The 17,586-nt window shown below is 37.3% G+C and carries 14 protein-coding genes; 7 read left to right on the plus strand and 7 right to left on the minus strand.

The genetic code is table 11. The features are described 5' to 3' along the window. The first annotated feature begins 133 nt into the window (after positions 1–133). The 4 genes from G7051_RS12630 to G7051_RS12645 all read left to right on the plus strand — a co-directional run bounded on the left by G7051_RS12630 (position 134) and on the right by G7051_RS12645 (position 6,562). A complete protein-coding gene (locus G7051_RS12630; protein ID WP_166200789.1) occupies positions 134–1,294 on the plus strand; it encodes a glycoside hydrolase family 105 protein in 1,161 nt (386 codons plus the stop codon). A 111-nt stretch (positions 1,295–1,405) separates the two neighbouring features. After that, positions 1,406–3,523 (plus strand): glycoside hydrolase family 2 protein, encoded by a 2,118-nt coding sequence (locus G7051_RS12635; protein ID WP_166200791.1) that lies wholly within the window; start codon positions 1,406–1,408, stop codon positions 3,521–3,523. A 42-nt stretch (positions 3,524–3,565) separates the two neighbouring features. Next, positions 3,566–5,008, plus strand: coding sequence for an alpha-L-fucosidase (locus tag G7051_RS12640; protein ID WP_166200793.1), 1,443 nt, complete (start codon positions 3,566–3,568; stop codon positions 5,006–5,008). A 174-nt stretch (positions 5,009–5,182) separates the two neighbouring features. Continuing rightward, positions 5,183–6,562 carry a Gfo/Idh/MocA family protein gene (locus G7051_RS12645; protein ID WP_166200795.1) on the plus strand — a complete coding sequence of 460 codons (1,380 nt, stop codon included), beginning with the start codon at positions 5,183–5,185 and terminating at the stop codon, positions 6,560–6,562. Between the two features lie 89 nt (positions 6,563–6,651). Here G7051_RS12645 and G7051_RS12650 read toward each other — a convergent pair whose 3' ends face one another. Beyond that, positions 6,652–7,350, minus strand: coding sequence for a hypothetical protein (locus tag G7051_RS12650; RefSeq protein ID WP_166115796.1), 699 nt, complete (start codon positions 7,348–7,350; stop codon positions 6,652–6,654). Positions 7,351–7,626: 276 nt separating this feature from the next. After that, a complete protein-coding gene (locus G7051_RS12655) occupies positions 7,627–8,214 on the minus strand; it encodes a C40 family peptidase (RefSeq protein WP_166200797.1) in 588 nt (195 codons plus the stop codon). Positions 8,215–8,679: 465 nt separating this feature from the next. Here G7051_RS12655 and G7051_RS12660 point away from each other — a divergent pair, with 465 nt between their 5' ends. After that, positions 8,680–10,269 carry a TPM domain-containing protein gene (locus G7051_RS12660; RefSeq protein WP_166200799.1) on the plus strand — a complete coding sequence of 530 codons (1,590 nt, stop codon included), beginning with the start codon at positions 8,680–8,682 and terminating at the stop codon, positions 10,267–10,269. Between the two features lie 22 nt (positions 10,270–10,291). On the opposite strand, the gene G7051_RS12665 is transcribed toward G7051_RS12660, so the two are convergent. The 4 genes from G7051_RS12665 to G7051_RS12680 form a co-directional block, all read right to left on the minus strand. Next, positions 10,292–10,870 carry an NAD(P)H-dependent oxidoreductase gene (locus G7051_RS12665; RefSeq protein ID WP_166200801.1) on the minus strand — a complete coding sequence of 193 codons (579 nt, stop codon included), beginning with the start codon at positions 10,868–10,870 and terminating at the stop codon, positions 10,292–10,294. An 80-nt stretch (positions 10,871–10,950) separates the two neighbouring features. After that, positions 10,951–11,511 (minus strand): Crp/Fnr family transcriptional regulator, encoded by a 561-nt coding sequence (locus G7051_RS12670; protein ID WP_166200803.1) that lies wholly within the window; start codon positions 11,509–11,511, stop codon positions 10,951–10,953. Positions 11,512–11,534: 23 nt separating this feature from the next. After that, positions 11,535–12,338 carry a hypothetical protein gene (locus G7051_RS12675; protein ID WP_166200805.1) on the minus strand — a complete coding sequence of 268 codons (804 nt, stop codon included), beginning with the start codon at positions 12,336–12,338 and terminating at the stop codon, positions 11,535–11,537. Positions 12,339–12,387: 49 nt separating this feature from the next. Next, positions 12,388–13,302, minus strand: coding sequence for a DUF2262 domain-containing protein (locus tag G7051_RS12680; protein WP_166200807.1), 915 nt, complete (start codon positions 13,300–13,302; stop codon positions 12,388–12,390). A 426-nt stretch (positions 13,303–13,728) separates the two neighbouring features. Here G7051_RS12680 and hcp point away from each other — a divergent pair, with 426 nt between their 5' ends. Both hcp and G7051_RS12690 read left to right on the plus strand, forming a co-directional pair. Then, positions 13,729–15,363 carry a hydroxylamine reductase gene (gene hcp / locus G7051_RS12685; protein ID WP_166202792.1) on the plus strand — a complete coding sequence of 545 codons (1,635 nt, stop codon included), beginning with the start codon at positions 13,729–13,731 and terminating at the stop codon, positions 15,361–15,363. A 551-nt stretch (positions 15,364–15,914) separates the two neighbouring features. After that, a complete protein-coding gene (locus G7051_RS12690; protein ID WP_166200809.1) occupies positions 15,915–16,274 on the plus strand; it encodes a hypothetical protein in 360 nt (119 codons plus the stop codon). Positions 16,275–16,305: 31 nt separating this feature from the next. Here G7051_RS12690 and G7051_RS12695 read toward each other — a convergent pair whose 3' ends face one another. Beyond that, positions 16,306–16,977 carry a Crp/Fnr family transcriptional regulator gene (locus G7051_RS12695; protein WP_255493220.1) on the minus strand — a complete coding sequence of 224 codons (672 nt, stop codon included), beginning with the start codon at positions 16,975–16,977 and terminating at the stop codon, positions 16,306–16,308. Positions 16,978–17,586: the final 609 nt, after the last annotated feature.

Raw genomic sequence — 17,586 nt, forward strand, 5'->3', positions numbered from 1 at the left:
GTGAAGTATTATAAAGCAAATAAGACAAAATAAAAGTCAGATAGGGCAAAATCAATTGGAGAGTTAAGAATACTTTTGTTGGTATAATCATTTGCATTAATAGGTTTGACCTTAAATTACATGATCTTATACTATGAAAATCAACACTACTGTCTGGCTTGTAATACTCAATTTATTTATTACTCTTTGCTTAGAGAGCAAGGCACAACCTAGTTACGTTCTGACAGACAGGCGGGCTTTACAAGCTACACTTGATAAAGTTGCAGACTGGCAAATCAACCACTTTAATTACTCAAAGGCAGGCAGTGCCGGACATTTGCATGACGCAGGAATAGATGCGTGGACAAATGCCACCCTTTATCTCGGAATGGCAGAATGGTCTGCCATTTCGGATAATGGGCCAAAATACTACAAGTGGTTAAATAAAATTGGTGACGAAAATAACTGGCAGATACCTGACAATTTTAAAAATATGCCTAAATACAGTCTGTATCATGCCGATGAACTGTGTATTGGTCAGTTCTACCTCAATATGTATTCTGTTTTCCGTAAAAAGAAAATGATGGAGGCCACCTTGAAACGTGCCGATTGGATAATGGCTAATCCTCCAAGTGAGGATATGAAAAATACAAGCAAGCAGACATGGACATGGTGCGATGCTCTGTTTATGGCTCCGCCCGTTTACGCTAATCTGGCCAAGTTAACAGGTGATAATCGCTATTTACAATTTATGGATCAGCAATTTAAACTCACCTATGATTATTTATACGATAAAGAATATAAACTGTTTTTCAGAGACGATCGCTTTTTTGATAAAACAGAGGTAAATGGTCAGAAAGTATTCTGGGGAAGAGGCAACGGATGGGTAGCAGCAGGATTGGTAAATATACTGAAAGCTTTACCCGAAGATTCACCGTTGAGACCTTTTTATGAAAACCTGTTTTCGGAATTAGTCGATAGTTTGGTGAATCTGCAATCCGACAATGGATTTTGGCATGCAAGCTTGCTTGATCCCGATCAGTATCCTTCGCCCGAAACCAGCGCTACGGCTCTCATAGCCTATGCTTTGGCGTATGGTATCAATAACGACTTGTTGAGTAACGGCAAGTATACAATGGCTTTGAAAAAAGCATGGATTGCTCTCGATTCGGCAATTGGCAGTGATGGAAAATTGGGATGGGTACAACCTATTGGAGCTGATCCAAAGAAAGTGACCGAAGACATGACCGCCGTATATGGGGTAGGGGCTTTACTGATGGCAGGAGCAGAAATATATAAAATGGATGTGTATTAGACTCTTTAAATAACCCATGTAGGGGAGAACCTATGTGTTCATCCGAAGAGGGTAGACGCCCAGGTCTATCCCTGGAGTGAGAATAATTATAAATACTTAATCATACTTACTATGAGATTATTAGCCGGTTTATTATTGAGCTTTTCGCTTGTTGTTGGAGGCTTTGCGAGAGATGTAGAGTCTTTTAATGAGGGTTGGTTGTTCAAGAAAGGACCTTTTCCAACCGATCAGATACTGTTTCAATCGGGCTTCGATCAGAGGTGGCAGGATGTAATCATTCCCCATACCTGGAATGCGATTGACATGCAGAATGACAAGAATAATTTTTATGCAGGAGAAGCTTTCTATAAAAAAACATACCGTCCCGATGCTTCGATGAAAGACAAACGCATCTTTCTCAATTTCGAAGGGGTTGCATCCGTAGCCGAATTGTATGTAAACGGTACATTTGCAGGCAATCATAAAGGAGGCTATTCGGCATTTAGGATAGAGATATCTAAACTCTTGAAATTTGGAGAGGATAACGAAATATTACTAAAAGTTGATAACTCATCACGTCCCGATGTTGTGCCGATCAATCATACACTTTTTGGAGTGTATGGAGGAATGTATCGTCCCGTGCATCTGATCATTACAGAAAAAGTAAACATAGCGGTAACTGATTATGCTTCGCCCGGAATTTATATCAGTCAAAAGAATGTAACGAATAAGTCGGCAGATGTGAATGTCGAAATCAAAATAGAGAATGAAAATCGAGAAGCGAAACGTGTTCAGCTTCTTACCTCTATCTATGATATGGATGGTAAGTTAAAGCTAAAGAAAGAAACTGCCATAAATGTACTGCCTCAGGGTAGGCAATTCTATAATCAGGATTTTACAATTACCAATCCCCATCTTTGGCAAGGTCTCGAAGACCCTTATTTATATAAAGTGGTAACACAGATTGTGTCGAACGGAACGGTTATAGATGAAGTAATTCAGCCTTTAGGTTTGAGGCATTTCGAACTCAAAGCTGCAGACGGAATGTATCTCAACGGGAAAAAAGTACCCATGTATGGGGTTTGCCGTCATCAGGATTGGTGGCAATTGGGGAGTGCATTGACCAACGAGCAGCACGATGCCGATTTGGCAATTATAAAAGAAATAGGAGCTACTACCATTCGTCTGGCACACTATCAGCAATCGGAATATTTCTATTCGAAGTGCGACAGTATCGGGTTTATGATCTGGGCAGAGATTCCCTTCGTAAATAGGGTTTCTACTAAAGAAGCCGATAATGCCAAACAGCAAATGACTGAGCTTATCCGTCAGAATTACAATCATCCATCCATATATACTTGGGGATTGCACAACGAAGTATATACACCGATCAATTATACAGCTTCGTTAACAACTGAGCTTCACGATCTGGCAAAGTCCGAAGATCCTTACAGGTATACGGTATCGGTAAACGGATACGGCGATCCGGGGCATGGCGTGAATATGAATGCCGATATACAGGGTATCAATCGGTATTTCGGATGGTACGAAAAAAAGATTCAGGATATGGAGCCTTGGATAGAAGGAATGGAAAAAGAGTATCCCGATTATAAAATAATGTTGGCAGAATATGGAACGGAGGCTAATATCTATCATCAACAAGAAGTGGTGGGTGATGTGGGCGACTGCTGCGGATTCGATAAACAGTATAACGAAACTTTTGCTACCCGGTTCCACGAGATTCAATGGGGGTATATTGCCAATCATCCCTATTTGTTGGCTTCCTATCTATGGAATACGTTCGATTTTGCAACGCCTGCATCTTCACAAGGAGGAGTTGAGGCACGCAACATGAAAGGTTTGGTAACCTTCGACCGAAAGTTAAAGAAAGACCCTTTCTATTGGTATAAGGCCAATTGGAGCAAAGATCCTGTTTTGTATTTAACCCAACGCAGGGCAACCGAACGGGAGAATAAAATAACACCCGTAACCGTCTATTCAAATATAGGAGTACCTCAGTTATTTGTTAATGGGGTGGAGGTTAAAAATTACAAGAAGGGAACAACCCATGTTCATTACATTTTTGAGAATATAGAATTGCAGGAAGGGGTAAATGAAATTGAGGTAAAAGCTTCATACAAAGGTGAAACATATGACGATAAAATCCAATGGAACTATGAACGAAACCGAAATACAAGGTCAGATATACGTAAACCTCAGGAAAATAAAAATGAACATATAGGGTTGTAAGGTTAAAGAGCGTCTAAATATTACTTTTTTAAGTTATAAATCATGAAAAAAATACTATTTTTGATTATTCTTATATCTAATATTGCATTTACACAAGGTTTTGCACAAACTAAAAGGTCGTCAATACCATTGCAACATGGGACTCATCGATTAGGTAAGCGTACGGATGCCGAGATGCAAAAATGGAGACAATATGGCTTAGGTCAGTTTATCCATTGGGGTGTATATGCAATAGCCGGAGGTCATTGGAATGGAAAGTATTATCCCGGAGCGGCCGAATGGATACGTTCTTGGAAAGAGATGCCTGACGAAGATTACGATAATCTTTACAAACAATTTAACCCTACTGCATTCGATGCCAAAAAATGGGCTAAACAGGCAAAGTATATGGGAGCCAAATACATGATTATAACGACTAAACATCATGATGGATTTTGTATCTGGCCAAGTAAATATACCGACTATACAATAAAAAATACTCCCTATCAAAAAGACCTCTTGAAAGAGATTGTAGATGCTTACGATGCCGAAGGTATTGATGTATATCTCTATTTTTCGATTATCGACTGGCATCAGAAAGGATACAGAAGTGCCGTGCCTGCAACCACGGAGGAGAAAGCCGGTTATGAGGAATTCAAGCAGTTTACCCGTAATCAGTTGATCGAGTTGCTCACCAATTATCCCACTGCCAAAGGGCTTTGGTTTGATGGAACTTGGGATAAGGCATGGATAGAGGAAGCTAAATTTACGGATGATCTGGAGACTGAGATGAGAGCATTGCGTCCCGGATTGATTATAGGAAGCCGTTTCAGAGCGGATGAAAACGGCAAGCGTCACTTCGATTCGAATGGCGATCTTATGGGTGATTATGAACAGGGGTGGGAGCGTGACCTTCCCAATTCCATTGCAGATGTTAATGGCAACGATTGGGATTGTGTGATGACTATACCCGAAAATCAATGGGGCTATCATTCCGATTGGAGAGGTTATGTGAAAACTTCGTATGACTTGATTGATATGCTGGTAAGATCAGTTTCGATGAACGGTAATTTTGTACTGAATTTTGGACCTGACGGAAAAGGAAATATCCGTCCCGAAGAAAGCAAAATAGCTCAGGAGATGGGAGACTGGATGAAAGTAAACAGCGAAGCTATTTATGGATGTTCATACACCGATCTTAAAAAGCAGGGATGGGGATATTTTACTCAAAAGGATAATAAAATATACCTGACCGTTTTTAATAAACCGATCAATAATATGCTCCATGTCGAAATACCTAAAGGTGGTGTAAAGCCTGTAAAAGCCTATTTTCTGTCAGGAAATAAGTCGGTAGATATTATAAATGCAGGGCGAAACAAGCAAAATAACAGTTTGTATAATATTGCTTTACCTGCTGATTATATATCGGGACAACCTTTTGTGATTGTATTGGAAATAGAAAAAAGTGCAGAAGATAAAGACATTTATCAACAGGCATTGACCTGATAAGTGGTAGTTGTATTTAGATATTCTATTGTTATTCTATCACCGATGTACAGTCTTGATCTCTAGTTTCGTTTTGCACCAAAGAAAAATGAAAAACAAGCCCGATAAGGTGCGTTAGAAAAAATAGAACAATAAATTAGTATACTTAATTAACTATTAAAATATTTATTAATTATGAAAAACAAAATTTTCGCATTATTGCTGATTACGAGTTTTTTATTGGGTTCGACTACTATTTCGGCTCAAATGATAAAAACGCCGACACCGCCCCGTCCGGCAGGACAAAAGGATGTCTTGAATTTGGCAACAGCACCTCTTCCAACAGTTAGAGTAGCTTTTATAGGTTTGGGGATGCGTGGTCCCGGAGCAGTAAACCGTATGACACATATACCCGGAGTTGAAGTCGTAGCATTGTGTGATGTATTGGAAAAAAATACCAAGTCAGCCAATGAAATACTCGAAAAAGCAGGTAAACCAAAAGCACTTGAATTTTATGGAGATACTTCGGTGTGGCGTAAAGTTACAGCCTTGCCTAACGTAGACCTTATTTATGTAGCTACCGACTGGGCAAGTCATGCCAAAATTGGAGTACAGGCAATGAAAGACGGTAAACATGTGGCTATTGAAGTGCCTGCAGCCATGAATATGGATGAAATATGGGCATTGATAAATACTTCGGAGCAAACTCGTAAGCATTGTATGCAGCTCGAAAACTGTGTGTATGACTTCTTCGAACTTACATCTCTGAATATGGCTCAACAAGGTTTGTTTGGTGAAGTAATTCATGGTGAAGGAGCTTATATTCATGGACTTCAACCCTTCTGGGATCAATATTGGAACAACTGGCGTATGGATTATAACGAAAAACATCGGGGTGATGTATACCCAACTCACGGTATAGGTCCTGTTTGTCAGGTAATGAATATTCACCGTGGTGACAAAATGAACTTCTTGGTATCGGTTGATACAAAAGCTATCGGTAACCCTGCATTCATTAAAGAAAAAACGGGTAGGGATGTTAAAAACTTCCGCAATGGAGATCACACTATGACTATGATTCGTACCGAAAACGGAAAATCAATTCAGATTCAACATAATGTGACCTCTCCACGTCCGTATAGCCGTATGTATCAATTGACAGGTACAAAGGGATTTGCGAACAAATATCCTGTAGAAGGCTTTGCTTTGGATCAGAGTGAAATAAGTTCCGAAGTTGCTGCTAATCACGAGAATCTGAACGCCCATAAATTTGTACCCGATGATGTACGCAAGGCTCTGATGGAAAAATATAAACATCCGATTGCTAAAGGAATCGAAGAGCAAGCCAAGCAAGTAGGAGGTCATGGTGGTATGGACTTCATCATGGATTATCGTTTGATCCATTGCTTACAAAAAGGTCTTCCTTTGGACATGGACGTGTACGACTTAGCCGAATGGTGCTGTCTTATACCTTTGACCGAAATATCTTTGGATAAAGGTTCTATGCCTGTTGAGATCCCCGATTTTACTCGTGGCGGATGGAACAAAATTCAAGGTTTGAAATTTGCAGAGTAACTTTCGAAAAGTATATCTGATAGATAATGAATAAATAAGGAGGCTTGGAAATTATTCCAAGCCTCCTTTATAGTTGTATGTGTATTTACTTACTTATAATCCTCGGGCGAAATATCTATCGCACAGAGGTATTTGCTATGTTTATCGAGATATATATTCCGTATCGAAACCCCTTGTTCGGCAAAGTATTTCATGTCTGGATTGTTTTTCAAAGATTGGACAGCAGCAGGTATTGCCGTTGTTTTGAAGTAGATGCTGTCGAATCGTGATACATCTTCATTCAGAAGTTTACAGGTGTATTCTAACGTTTTATTGTAGGTACTGCAATCGACCATGTTGATACCGCTTTCCTCAGTGAACAGAGGTAATTGTTTCTTGGTTTTCTTTACCAAATCCTGCAATACCTTCTGAAGGTTATCGGAAGTGATTGTAGTTGGATCAAACAATCCCGGTTTTTTTGCGGGCTTTGAATAATCGGTTGGAGTAATTGTAAGAGTACCTAATGAGTTTTTATTCTCGTCTACGCAATAATAAATGAATGTCGCATGATTCTCTTTTAGAAGTGTCATTTGAGGATTACACTGTATATTATAAAGTAGTATATCCCGCATTTGAGTTCTGAATTCTACCGCATCTATCTTTGTGGCATCTATAAACAGAAAAGTAAAATCGAATCTGAAAGTATTGTTTGGTAATGATTCGCACTTATCCAGCCGGGTAGTCTGATCTATCTGAATCGGACAATGTGCATTTATATCATTTACTGTTTTTTCTATATCTTCTAGCATAATTTTTTACGTTCGACGGATAACTTAATCTTACTAACAATTAGACCTGAGATCCTATTTGCTTTAAAATATGTCTGTTATATCATTAAATTTTTTAATGAATCTTATTCAGGGCATGGCAGAAAGCAACAATAAGATGCACCCTTCATTCTGTATTATTGCATGTTGAACCGATCCCGAATATTTATAATGCGAATATAGATTAAAGTTACCAATAAATAAAAAAAAACACCCCGATTCCTCAGCGTGTTTTAAGTTTAACTTTTCCTATATGTATTATGTTGTAGGTATTTTATCCGTTTGGGACTTTTCGTGCTGTTTTACTCTTCCTCCTTTAATCCATGTTCGGCGATAGTAAGCTTCATCGAGACTACTTATGATTACACCATTAGAAGTGGATGCGTGAATAAAACGACGGTCTCCTAAAAATACTCCTACATGATTTACTCTTTTTCCTTTTCGTGAAGATGTTCCGAAAAATACCAGATCACCCGGTTTCAAATCGTCTTTGCCCAAATCTTTTACATCTTGTGCAGATATGTCTCTGCTGCTTCGTTGTAATTTTATACCAAATACATTTTTATAAATAGTAGTGGTTAATCCTGAGCAATCCATTCCTTTAGGACTGGTTCCTCCTCTGCGGTAGGGAGTCTTAAGCCATGTAACGGCTTCGCTGTAGAGTGATAGGATGGTACTGTCGTTAGGTAGAGGAAGACCTATTTTTTTTTCTATTGTAGTAACTTTTGCTGTTTGTTCTTGTTCTGTAGTCTCGCTTTTTTTCTCCTTTGCGGATAGTGTAGCGCAGACAAGCATAAAGCTTAATCCGGCAAGTAGGGTCTTAATAGAAAAGTTTTTAATCTGCATCCGTTAATTGTTAAATTTTCGATCTGAGCAAAAGTAAAGAATATGATCTTTTTACACAACCCCTTAAAAGTTATTTTCTCTTAAATAGTGTCTTATTATATGTTTATTTAAAAATCGTTATTTTGTAAGTAGCTTATCTTTAGTTGAATATATTTTTGTGTGTGAAATTGTGTTTAACAACATGATTTTTGTTTTTTATTATTCAGCACTAACAGTAATTATCTAATTTGATGGACTAATTTATGAGATAATTGAGCAATTTAAGATTGAAATAAATTGATGGATATGTTTTTTTTGTACGTTTGTCTGTGAAATTTTTAGAGCCATAATTTATGGACAAAACGGATTTGAAATAGATCGTAATAAAATTTCTGTGACAAATTTGAATAGCCTCTCAGCTTTGTAGTTAAACTAACAACTTACTAAATAATGCGACGATTGCGTATTGGTTTTTTATTTCTGATAATGTTACCTCTTTTTTTAGATGTTTTTGCTGCTCCACGAAAACGTAAAGCCGTTCAGGCAAAACCGAGTTTAGCATGGGTGAAAGACAATTCGAAATTATTTACTGCTCAACAAGCTGAGGATATAAATTCGAATATCCAGAACCTAAAAGATTCGTTGAAAACTCTGCCTTCTATATATGTAGTTACTCAAAATGATTATTCGATAAAATCTCCCTTTTTCAGAGCATTTAAATCGTCAGTGAACAATGATAAATGGTATGTTTCTGAGGCAAAGGAGTATGCTGATGATTTTGTGATTCTGATACGTCCCCGAAGTAAAGTTTTTACAACCCCTCAGTTAAATATCCTGTGTAATAGAAATTCGCCGGCGATAATCCCTTTTATTTCTTCTGTAAAGATAGACCGTCTCCAAAACGAGTATAATAAATACCTCAGTGATACGCCTAATGCAGCACAGTCGGTAGTTGTCGAGAAGCTTATTAATACATTAGGAGCAAGGTTTTTTGATGGGCAGATCAGAGATTATACCCATGCCATCTCCAGTCAAGACAAAGTTGAAATAAACCATTTAATTAAAGTTTTTGAGGACAGCACTACGTATAAAGTCGCAGTAGTGACTACATTACATGAAGACGGTGAGGATTCTGTATTTGGACGAGCATTGAAACAGCAAAATAATGATTCTCAAGACAACCAAATACAAATGACGGTTGAATACAAGAACTTGAATGCCGATATTGTTTTTGTTTTTTACCCCAAAGGTGTGCATATATTCAGCTCATTGGATAAAGATAAATTATCTGATAAAGCGATACAAAATCTGATGTCGAAGTTTGCATCTCCACAAGCTAAGACAGCAAAATATAAGCGAGCAATGCAACTCTCTTTGACCACTTTGTCAGAACATTTGAAGGGTGAAAAACCTCTGGATGGAATGTCGATATGGGAAAAATTAGCGGCAACGCTGCTGGGAGTTGGTATACCCGCAGGCTTTGGTTGGTATATATTTAAGGATAGCCTGAGAAAGAAAAAAACGAAAGTTACCCATGTTAAGCCTGTTGCAAATAAATCTGCAACAGAAAAAAAGCCTGTACGCTCCCCTCAAAATAAGCAGGTTGCTAATCCAATATCCGTATCTAAGCCTGAAAGGAAGGAAGAAAAGCCTGTTCCTAAACCAAGCTCCCCCCCAACAATTGAGCAGGTCATGAAAAAAATACCTCCATTGGAATTAACAAAGCCTACAAGTCATGCTGAGGATAGGGGATGGACACTAGATAATACAGGAAGCTTACCCGTTACCATGAGTCGCATAGATGATGTCTTCAAACCGATTTCTCCCCGAAATGAACACGAAAAAGTGATGCTCGAAATGATCGACTATATGCGTTCCCTCAGAGAGTATACAGACCAAGAGATAACCCACTCGCTAGGTAATGGAGGGGTATCTCTTTATCTGGATGAATTATACGGATATGTTGATCCTGCTGCTGTGCGTATCGTTTTTAACAGAGGACTTGATATTCTTATAAAGAACTATGCCGAACGAGATCCCGGAGTATCTAAGTATGTGAATGGTGCACGTCATTAAGTTCACAGAACTATTTATCTGTTTATCTTTGTTTTTGCCCTGACTTTTCTATTTTGGAAAGCCATTTTTTACGGATATTTTCATCTGAGTTTTTAACTATTCCGATGTAAGTGACCCTTACTTTGCTGATTCCACAAAATTGGAGGGTGCATTTTTTGAGTTGATTTACACTTGGTGCATTATATACAAGTCCATAATACCATGCCGGTTGATCGAGGGTGGTAATAATGTGAGCCGTTTTCCCTATCAGTAGTTTTTCCCATTTCCATGAATTGGGTATGGGACGAAAAGTAAGTCCGGGGAGAAAGACTCTATCTATAAAACCTTTGACAATGGCCGGCAAACCTCCCCACCAGACCGGATGTACCCAAACTAAATGATCAGCCCATTGGATGGCTTCGAATGCTTTAACCAAATCAGGCTCAAGCTCGGTACGTTTTTGATATCCATATTGTAAGTTGGGCGAAAAGTCGAGTTCGGCTATTCTTATTTTTCGAACTTCTGCTCCGCTCTGTTCTGCCCCTTTCTGATATGAATTGGCAAGAGCAAAATTTAAACTGTCCTTATTGGGATGTCCGTCTATAATGAGTATCTTTTTCATCGTGATTGTTATTTAAACTCTTTACTGGATTTTTTATGCAAAAGTATCTCCAAGTATTCATTTAAATTCAAGACAAATGTCTATAAAATAGATTTTCGTATACGTGTTAGATGTCGGGTAGATATCCCCAGATAAGAAGCAATATAATGTAGAGGAATATGTTTTATATATTCAGAATTGTTTTTCTCCAATAACTGATAACGCTTAGTTGCATCGTCTTTTTGAAATGAAATGATGCGTTCTTCGAGTTTTAGATATTGCATTTCGGTAAGTATGCGTCCCAATTTCTGCCATTCGGCACTCGTCTGATAGAGGTATTCCAAATCAGCTTTCTGTAGAGCCTCTACTTTTGTGTCTATAATAGCCTGAATATTTTCGTCGGTAGGTGTTTGTTTTATAAAGCTCGAAAAAGCCGCCATCATCTCACCTTCGAATGTAATGCAGTTTATGGTTTCTATTCCGTCGTTATCAGTGAAGTAAGAGCGTAATACACCCGATTTGATAAATACGATCTCTTTGCAAATATGGTTAGCTTGGATTAAGAAATCACCTTTTTTTATATCCCGTACGGTCAAAAAAGGATCCATCCGATTTAATTCTTCGGGTGATAGTATATTGAGTGACGAGAAATACTTTTTCATGTATAAATCTTAAACTTATGGAATCAGCAATCAAATTGATAGGAGGTTTCATCTACAGGGGCTACTATTTCTTGATTTTTTGCAGGAGATGAAAGGAAAAGAGTCACTCGCTTTTCTTCGTAATCACGAGAAGTATCGAAAACAAAATCGGGTTTTCCATCCTCATCCAGATCGCCGATAAATAAAATCTGTACAAAAGTATCATTAAATCGCGGAACGGATATCAAGAGTTGTTTTTTATCCTTGGTATACAGATAAAGTTTGTAATTAATGATTTCATTGTGGGACTTTTCTGCCGGAAAACTATCTATGATATAAGTATTGTTTTCGTCCGTATAAGCTCCATCAGCTCTAAGTGTATATTCTATGTCATTGAACGTGAAGGTTAGTTTTTTACCCGGTTGAATGGCAGTAACCTCAGGTACGAAGCTTTTTATTTTCTGGTCTTTCGCAGATATACCTTTGATCATTAAAATAGCATTTCTTGACGATACAAAAGTGGTTGAATCCATTAAGCAGTCATCGTATTCTTTAGCAACGGTAATTTGTGATTTTTCGAGGACAAACTCACCGGTCGATTCATCTTTGAGAAGATCATACCAGTCTTCGAGGAGCATCGATGCAAATTCCGAAGGTTCGCTCCCTCTGTACATTCCATCTATAAAAATATTTACTTTTTCGTTCCTAAAATCAATCGGTAGGAATGGTGCAGACTCTATCTGTATTGTATCGTTTGTTGTAATGGTTGAGGAGGTTGCATAACAATTTGATGTATGCATTGTAACCCCTATCAACCCGATTGCAAATAGTGCTATTTTGTAATTCATAAGTTGTTCTTAAACGACAGTCGATAATAACATAAAATGTTTTGATACCTCAATCTGCAAGAGTCGAATCTTTGTAATAGCCTCTCGTATCCGTATGTATAACGATACTGTGCTCTCCAAACATTTCGTCTGCATCACAAGTAATAACGATTGTATTGTCTTGATTGAATATGATTTCGGTAATAGTTATCCGTGCTTTAAATTCATCGAGAGTAACAGTTGCCGGCTCTTCGTCGCTTTCATCCTCGCTTTCTTCAAGCCAGTAGTCATTTTTGAGTTCCAGTATCGAAGGGTACATTCCTTTTAAAACTTTCTCATAGAATTTTTCGGACATCAATCTGTCGGCATATTCTATGGTTTTCAATAGATTGTCTGCTTCATCCAGATAAACGATAATTCTGACAGGTTTGTCTTCAATCTTAATAAACGAGACATACTCCTCATCTTCAAATTCTAATGTGCCGAGAGTTTTACTATCTAACGATTGGTATGCAACCTCTGTCAGCGATGGTATTACATATTGTTGACACGAAAGTGTATCAAATGCCTCCTGTATTTCCTCTTCGGTGGCTATACCATAAATGGGCTTTAGCTTCCGTTCGATTTCGGTAATGTTGGTAGTTATGGTTTTTTCGTCGGAGAGAATCTCCAGTATATTACCATCAAGTAGTCTTATTCTGGGCTTTTTCAGATTGTTAGGTATGCAATAACTATTAACGGAACTTGCTACCGGTGTTAATTGTAGTATAGTAAGACCCCACTGTGTATCTTCTGAAGTTTCGGTTTCCTCATTTTTTTTTGGCTCAGAATTGAGAATGCATCTCTCATCGTCCTTGTTTTCAACTTCAAACTGTCGTCTTATAACCATCGTACTGTATTCTTTATTCACAGTACATTCTGATGTATAACTGGCAGTCATGTGATTTAACTCTCTAATATCACCTTCTTGTGCTTTCTTAAGCATGTCAAGAAGATCCTTAATCTCCCATCCAGTCATAGCCCTATTGAATAAATAAAGTATTTAATGAACTATTTAGAGATATAACAAATTTTGCTTGTTATAGTTCCCATACCATTAAATAGGTCAGAGACCTTACTTAATACTATATAAGTTTCCCTAAGTTATTGAAAAAAATCAAAAGTTGATCATTTTGACCTTTTTTTTCGATATTGATTATGAAATTATAAGTGAGAGGGTTTATTAATTGACACTTGAACATTGCCAATATCGGCTATTTCAAACGATGGATACCGAAGATCAGATTATTTGGTGTCTTTGAAATTACAATAGCATAAGTAGTGTAACATATGATACAAACCAATGGATATAGATTCTATAGTTTTGTCTTATCAATGATCAACCACTAAAATATATATGACCATGAGTAATATGTTTTGTTTTCAATGTCAAGAAACATCCAAAGGTACAGGATGTGAGATAATGGGTGTCTGTGGAAAAACTCCCGAAGTGTCGGATATTCAAGACCTGCTGTTATTTGTAGCACGAGGAATTGCGGTATATAACGATGCTTTAAGGAAAGAGAATAATGCTTCGGCAGTAGCCGATAAATTTGTTGTGGATGCTATGTTTATCAGTATCACCAATGCAAATTTTGACTTCGAAGCCATCAAGAGTAAAGTAAAAGAAGGTTTGGCATTAAAGAGCGTCTTAGCGTCTCAGCTGGTAAATACCCCTACTAATCTGCCTGACGAATGTCTGTGGAATGGTGATGAGACTCAGTTTATGACAAAAGCCAAAGAAGTAGGTGTTTTACGTACCAAAGACGAAGACATCCGCTCGTTGAAAGAACTGGTACATTACGGATTGAAAGGAATGGCGGCTTATGCAGAGCATGCTTATAATCTGAATAAAATAGACGACGAGATATCGGGTTTTATGCAACGTGCCCTAGTTCAACTGACACGTGAAGATATCTCGGTGGATGAATTAATCGGGTTAACTCTCGAAACAGGTAAATACGGTGTGCAGGCTATGGCATTATTAGATGCAGCCAATACAGGTAAATATGGCAATCCTGAAGTTACCGAAGTAAACATAGGAGTAAAAGGGAATCCCGGTATATTGATCAGCGGACACGATCTTCGTGATATTGAAGATCTTCTGATACAGACCGAAGGAACTGGTGTTGATGTATATACTCACAGCGAAATGTTACCGGCTCATTATTATCCAGAGTTGAAAAAATACAAACACTTGGTTGGGAACTACGGTGGTGCATGGTGGCAGCAAAAGGAGGATTTTGACTCGTTTAATGGTCCTATCCTGTTTACAACAAACTGTATAGTACCTCCTTCTAAATCGGCTTCGTATCGCGGACGTATTTTCACAACAGGGGCAGCAGGTCTCGATGGAGCGAAGCACATTGCCGAACGCAAAGACGGACAGCCTAAAGATTTTTCTGAGATTATAGCCATGGCTAAAATATCTCAGTCGCCACGCGAAATAGAAACGGGATCTATTGTAGGAGGCTTTGCTCACAATCAGGTAATTGCTTTAGCTGATAAAGTGGTAGAAGCAGTTAAAAGTGGAGCAATCCGTAAATTTTTCGTTATGGCAGGATGCGACGGTCGTATGAAGAGCCGTAATTATTATACCGAGTTTGCAGAAGCCTTACCCAAAGATACGGTTATACTTACTGCCGGATGTGCTAAATACAGATATAATAAACTGCCGTTGGGCGATATTGGCGGTATACCTCGTGTATTGGATGCCGGACAATGTAACGACAGTTACTCTCTTGCTGTTATAGCCTTGAAATTGAAAGAAGTATTCGGGCTTGAAGATATCAACGACTTACCTATTGTTTATAATATTGCTTGGTACGAACAAAAAGCGGTAATAGTTTTACTTGCTCTGTTGCATTTGGGTGTTAAGAATATTCATTTAGGACCAACATTGCCCGGATTTTTATCTCCGAATGTAACCAAAGTATTGGTTGAGAATTTCGGAATAGCCGGTATTACTACTGTGGAAGACGATATGCAGGCTTTTTTAGCAAGCTAATTACTTGTTTGAGTAACGAATAAAATGTATTGGTATATTTTATAGTTATAACAATCTATGTTTGTTATACTTGCCAAAGCGATAAAAAGGTATGTGACCTTAATTGTGTTGGAGAGTCAGGTTGTAATTATTACAACAAAAAAGGTCGGAATTTAATTCCGACCTTTTTTTCCTAATAGAGGGTTTTAGTGTTGTTTAGCTACCTTAAGTCGTTGTTGTTGCATTTCTGTTGTTGTTTGTAGGTAGCCCTGAGATTTTATCTCTTAGTAAAGATCCAATATAGAAAAAATACGTTTAATTAATTATTGCTTTTGTATATAAGACGCATTGCTTTTGTATTCGTTGCATATAATATTGTCTTTTTCTGCTTTTTTTTCTTCGTTTTGTTTGTATGTTTCTGTTTTATAGGTAATTATTGTTGTGTGCTTTTGATAATTATTTGAAAGTTTGCTGTATAAGTAATTAAAACTTATTGATTATGTCAATAAATATTTTCCGTTATACAATATAAAAGAGGTAAAATACTATATTTGTTGTTGTAGTTTAAGAATATGGATATAGTTATAAAAAATATATTGTGTTTTTGTTTGTCAATAATAGTATTCACTGCTTGTGATGAAGGTATTGATGAAATGGATAACCCAAATCCCGTTTTAGGCGTTTGGAATAGTTATTATCAAGATACAGATAGTCTGGTAATGACCCGTGTGTTTACCGTTGATTTTTATTCTTACTTTATGTTTTCAGAAGGAAAAGTTCAGAATGAAATGAACAAGCAACACTATTATATTAATAAAACTCAAATCATACTAGATCAATATACTCAAGATTACGTTATTGACGGGGATACCCTTTGGATCACCAATAGCAAAGGCGACCAGGTAACCAAATACTTAAAAGCCGATAAGTAATTAAAATTCAGCTGTTATTTCTCTATGACTCTTAGAACGATACTAATTGAATTAATTTGTTTTTGTTCAGAATTCTGACATGCTTTTTATTGATCTCTATCAATCCGTCATCCTGCATATTGGCTAGCTCACGAGCCAGCGACGGACGCGAAACACCAAAATACTCTGATAATGCCAGTTGAGTACGATCCAATTCTGCTTCTGCTTTATCGGGTTTGGTTAGTTCAAGAAAGTACATAGCTAACTTCTGGCGGATTGTTCTGAACGACATGAAGTGAAGCTTCTTTGATAGCATAGACGCATACATGGCCGATATATTGAGGAAATTAAGCAAGACCTGCTCGTTTTGCTGAAGCATTTTGAGAACCGAAGGCTTGGGGATAATCAAAGCCGAGACATTCTCTTTAGCTGTAACCTGCACCGGAAAGCGATTGTTCTTTCCGAATAAGAATAGTACCGCCAAAGGATTGGGTGCATATATATCTTCTACTTTTACCACCTTAGCCGATGCATCAGCCATTTCGGCCTTTACATAACCATCTGTCAGAATAATCAATCTGTTGCAAGGCTCATCCTGCATAGCCAGAATCTCTCCCTTTGCAAAAGATTGTATATCGTAATGAATATTTGCCAGCAAATCTTTTAAATCATCTGGTGTAATGCCATTGAATATAGGTGATAAGATCATTTTCTCAAATTCCATAACAAAATCTTTTAGTATTGATTGTCCATTCAAATATAGCAACGATTGGTAATTATAACTGTGAAATATGATCCTTTTTTACTTGAGTTTAAAATAATAGTTAAGAAAAAGAACGATTGATAGCCATGGCTTTTAAACTACAACATTAATTAGTTGCTCTTACTTGTTTGTACCTAAGATTACAAATTACACAAAATTCGATCAATAGCCCATATAACCTGTCTTAAAAACAGAAATACTCTTTATTTTAAATCAAATTGAAAGTTAAATAAAAATTTAACTAATAAAATGTAATTTATTTTTCTTTTATAAAATCTATTTGCCTATTTTTGTATTGTAAATATGTCGAAATGAGTTAGTGTTCGGTTTTTTTTATGTAGTTATGATTGTTCTTAGGTTATGGTTAATATTATTAGTTGTTTTCAGGTAAAAAAGATTGTTGAAGGTAATTTGTTCAGTTTGTCGATTTTCTAAGGGCTCAGACCTTATTATTGCTTTGGTAAGCGTGTCAACAAAATGTGGTTATAGCTATAAATGGAGCAATAAATGTTTTACATTATTTATTGATGCGGGAACTAAAATTATTAGGCGTTATATTTGATTTTATCA

Origin of the sequence: Dysgonomonas sp. HDW5B (assembly GCF_011299335.1) — a bacterium.
Taxonomy (GTDB): Bacteria; Bacteroidota; Bacteroidia; order Bacteroidales; family Dysgonomonadaceae; genus Dysgonomonas_A.

What these genes read in the sequence shown, in the direction of transcription:
- G7051_RS12645 (WP_166200795.1), top strand. Translation starts at nt 5,183, where the DNA reads ATGAAAAACAAAATTTTCGCATTATTGCTGATTACGAGTTTTTTATTG.
- G7051_RS12675 (WP_166200805.1), bottom strand. Translation starts at nt 12,338, where the DNA reads ATGAATTACAAAATAGCACTATTTGCAATCGGGTTGATAGGGGTTACA.
- G7051_RS12680 (WP_166200807.1), bottom strand. Translation starts at nt 13,302, where the DNA reads ATGCTTAAGAAAGCACAAGAAGGTGATATTAGAGAGTTAAATCACATG.
- G7051_RS12665 (WP_166200801.1), bottom strand. Translation starts at nt 10,870, where the DNA reads ATGAAAAAGATACTCATTATAGACGGACATCCCAATAAGGACAGTTTA.
- G7051_RS12690 (WP_166200809.1), top strand. Translation starts at nt 15,915, where the DNA reads ATGGATATAGTTATAAAAAATATATTGTGTTTTTGTTTGTCAATAATA.
- G7051_RS12695 (WP_255493220.1), bottom strand. Translation starts at nt 16,977, where the DNA reads ATGGAATTTGAGAAAATGATCTTATCACCTATATTCAATGGCATTACA.
- G7051_RS12635 (WP_166200791.1), top strand. Translation starts at nt 1,406, where the DNA reads ATGAGATTATTAGCCGGTTTATTATTGAGCTTTTCGCTTGTTGTTGGA.
- hcp (WP_166202792.1), top strand. Translation starts at nt 13,729, where the DNA reads ATGTTTTGTTTTCAATGTCAAGAAACATCCAAAGGTACAGGATGTGAG.
- G7051_RS12640 (WP_166200793.1), top strand. Translation starts at nt 3,566, where the DNA reads ATGAAAAAAATACTATTTTTGATTATTCTTATATCTAATATTGCATTT.
- G7051_RS12655 (WP_166200797.1), bottom strand. Translation starts at nt 8,214, where the DNA reads ATGCAGATTAAAAACTTTTCTATTAAGACCCTACTTGCCGGATTAAGC.
- G7051_RS12650 (WP_166115796.1), bottom strand. Translation starts at nt 7,350, where the DNA reads ATGCTAGAAGATATAGAAAAAACAGTAAATGATATAAATGCACATTGT.
- G7051_RS12660 (WP_166200799.1), top strand. Translation starts at nt 8,680, where the DNA reads ATGTTACCTCTTTTTTTAGATGTTTTTGCTGCTCCACGAAAACGTAAA.
- G7051_RS12670 (WP_166200803.1), bottom strand. Translation starts at nt 11,511, where the DNA reads ATGAAAAAGTATTTCTCGTCACTCAATATACTATCACCCGAAGAATTA.
- G7051_RS12630 (WP_166200789.1), top strand. Translation starts at nt 134, where the DNA reads ATGAAAATCAACACTACTGTCTGGCTTGTAATACTCAATTTATTTATT.